Source organism: Streptomyces sp. H39-S7 (assembly GCF_027158205.1).
Classification (GTDB): Bacteria; Actinomycetota; Actinomycetes; order Streptomycetales; family Streptomycetaceae; genus Actinacidiphila.
The window spans coordinates 1-2,211 of the sequence record NZ_JAPVLU010000033.1 but is presented as its reverse complement, the minus strand read 5'-3'; the positions used below and the strand labels follow the sequence as shown (position 1 = coordinate 2,211).

2 protein-coding genes and 1 pseudogene are annotated in these 2,211 nt (G+C 71.1%); all 3 read left to right on the top strand.

All coding sequences use genetic code 11. The annotated features are described in order from the left end of the window. Positions 1 to 375, top strand: a pseudogene (locus O3X23_RS28030) (ABC transporter ATP-binding protein); the annotation flags it as partial. Then, positions 372 to 1,109 (top strand): ABC transporter permease, encoded by a 738-nt coding sequence (locus O3X23_RS28025; protein ID WP_138357912.1) that lies wholly within the window; start codon positions 372 to 374, stop codon positions 1,107 to 1,109. The pseudogene O3X23_RS28030 and the gene O3X23_RS28025, both read left to right, overlap by 4 nt. Before the next feature lie 128 nt (positions 1,110 to 1,237). Then, positions 1,238 to 2,140, top strand: coding sequence for a proline iminopeptidase-family hydrolase (locus O3X23_RS28020; RefSeq protein ID WP_269274366.1), 903 nt, complete (start codon positions 1,238 to 1,240; stop codon positions 2,138 to 2,140). The last annotated feature ends 71 nt before the right edge of the window (positions 2,141 to 2,211 follow it).

Here is a 2,211-nt window from a genome sequence, read left to right as displayed (position 1 = left end):
ACCGTGGTCTTCGCCACCCACTACCTCGACGAGGCCGAGGAGTTCGCCGACCGCGTCGTCCTCATGCGCGGTGGCGAGATCGCCGCCGACGGCACCGTCGCCAAGATCCGCGCCCTCACCACGGGCCGCGTGCTGCGCGCCTCGGTCCCCGACGCGAAGGAGGCGGACCTGCGCGCGCTGCCCGGCGTGACGGCCGCCGCCCTGCGCCTGGGCCGCGTCGAACTGCACTGCGAGGACTCCGACAAGAGCCTGCGCGCCCTGCTCACCACCTACCCCGACGCGTACGACATCGAGATCAGCGCCAGCGGCCTGGAAGAGGCGTTCCTCTCGCTGACCGCCGCCGACGAGACGGACGTGCAGGAGGACGCCGCATGACCGGCTACCTGTCCATCGAGATCAAGCGGATGCTCCGCGGCCCGCGCTTCATCATCTTCGCGATCGTGCTGCCCGTGGGCCTCTACCTCATGGAGTGCATGCTCTACAAGAACCAGGTGATCCCGCACTCCAACGGCATCACGTACAGCGCCTGGCTGATGTGCAGCCTCGCCGCGTACAGCGCCTTCACCTCCTCCATGCACACCAGCGCGAGGGTCGCCCACGAGCGCTCCATCGGCTGGCACCGCCAGCTGCGGCTCACCCCGCTGCTGCCGCGCAACTACCTGCTGTCGAAGATCGTCGTCAGCATGATCGTGGCGCTGCCCGGCCCGCTCTTCGTCGCCCTGGCCGGTGCCACCCTCCAGGACGTGCACCTCTCCGTCGCCGGCTGGCTGCAGATCACCCTGGGCATCTGGATCGCGGCCCTGCCGTGCGCGGTGCTCGGCCTGGTCATCGGCCTGTACGTGGCCGTCGAGCAGCAGCAGATGTACCTCCAGGGGCTGGTGCTGCTCTTCGGCTTCCTCGGTGGGCTGCTCCTCCCGACCACGGGATTCCCGGGCTGGCTGACCGCGGTCGTCAAGACCCTGCCGAGCTACTGGCTCGCCGACATCGGCCACGGCGCCCTGCTGCACGGCACCCGCACCCTCGTCGCCGCGCTGGTACTGGCCGGCTGGACGGTCGTCCTGTCGGGGGCCGTCATCCTCAACTCCCGCCGTGAGGCCGCCAGGGCCTGAACGGCGCCCGGCCGCCGGCACCGGCGCCGCCAGCGGGGAACCCTCCCGCGGGCGGCGCCGATGTCGTTCCGCTCTCCCCATCGCTATCGCTATCGCTATCGCCGAGCCGAGACGTGAGGTACTCCACGATGTTCCCCGCCCCCACCCAGAAGGGCACCGCCCCCTTCCGCGGCCACCGCACCTGGTTCCGGGTCACCGGCGATCTGCACACCGGGCGCACCCCGCTCGTCGTCGCCCACGGCGGCCCGGGATCCACCCACGACTACCTGCTGCGGATGACCGAACTCGCGGCCTCCACCAACCGGCCGGTGATCCACTACGACCAGATCGGCAACGGCGGCTCCACCCGGCTGCACGACCGGGGCGCCGACTTCTGGACCGTCGACCTCTTCCTCGCCGAGCTGGACAACCTCCTCGCCCACCTCGGCATCGCCGACGACTACCTGCTGTTCGGGCAGTCCTGGGGCGGCATGCTGGGCGCGGAACACGCCGTCCGCCGCCCCGCAGGCCTGCGCGGCCTCGTCATCGCCAACTCCCCGGCCTCCATGCCGCTGTGGCGCGCGGCGTGCGAAGGTCTCAAGGACGCGATGCCGCCGGTGCACCGCGACGCCCTGCGCCGCCACGAGGCCACCGAGGCGTTCGACCACCCGGAGTACCAGCGCTCCGTGTACGCCTTCTACCAGCGCCACGTCTGCCGGGCGAACCCGCTGCCGCGCGAGGTCGCCGCCACCCTGCTGGAGCTGCAGAGCGACCCGACGGTCTACGGCACCATGAACGGACCCAACGACTTCCACGTCATCGGCACCCTGAAGGACTGGACGGTCATCGACCGGCTGCCGGCCGTCGCCGTCCCGACCCTGATCATCTCGGGCGCGTACGACGAGGCCACCCCGGCGACCATCCAGCCGTTCCTCGACCACATCCCCGGGGCCCGCTGGGAGCTCTTCGAGCAGTCCAGCCACATGCCGCACGTCGAGGAGCCGGAGCGCTTCGACGCCGTCATGAAGGCCTGGCTGGCGGAGGTCGGCTGACGAGGGTCGCTGACGGCTGATACGCCGAGGGGGCGCGTACCGGTCGGACCGGTACGCTCCCCCTCGGCGGA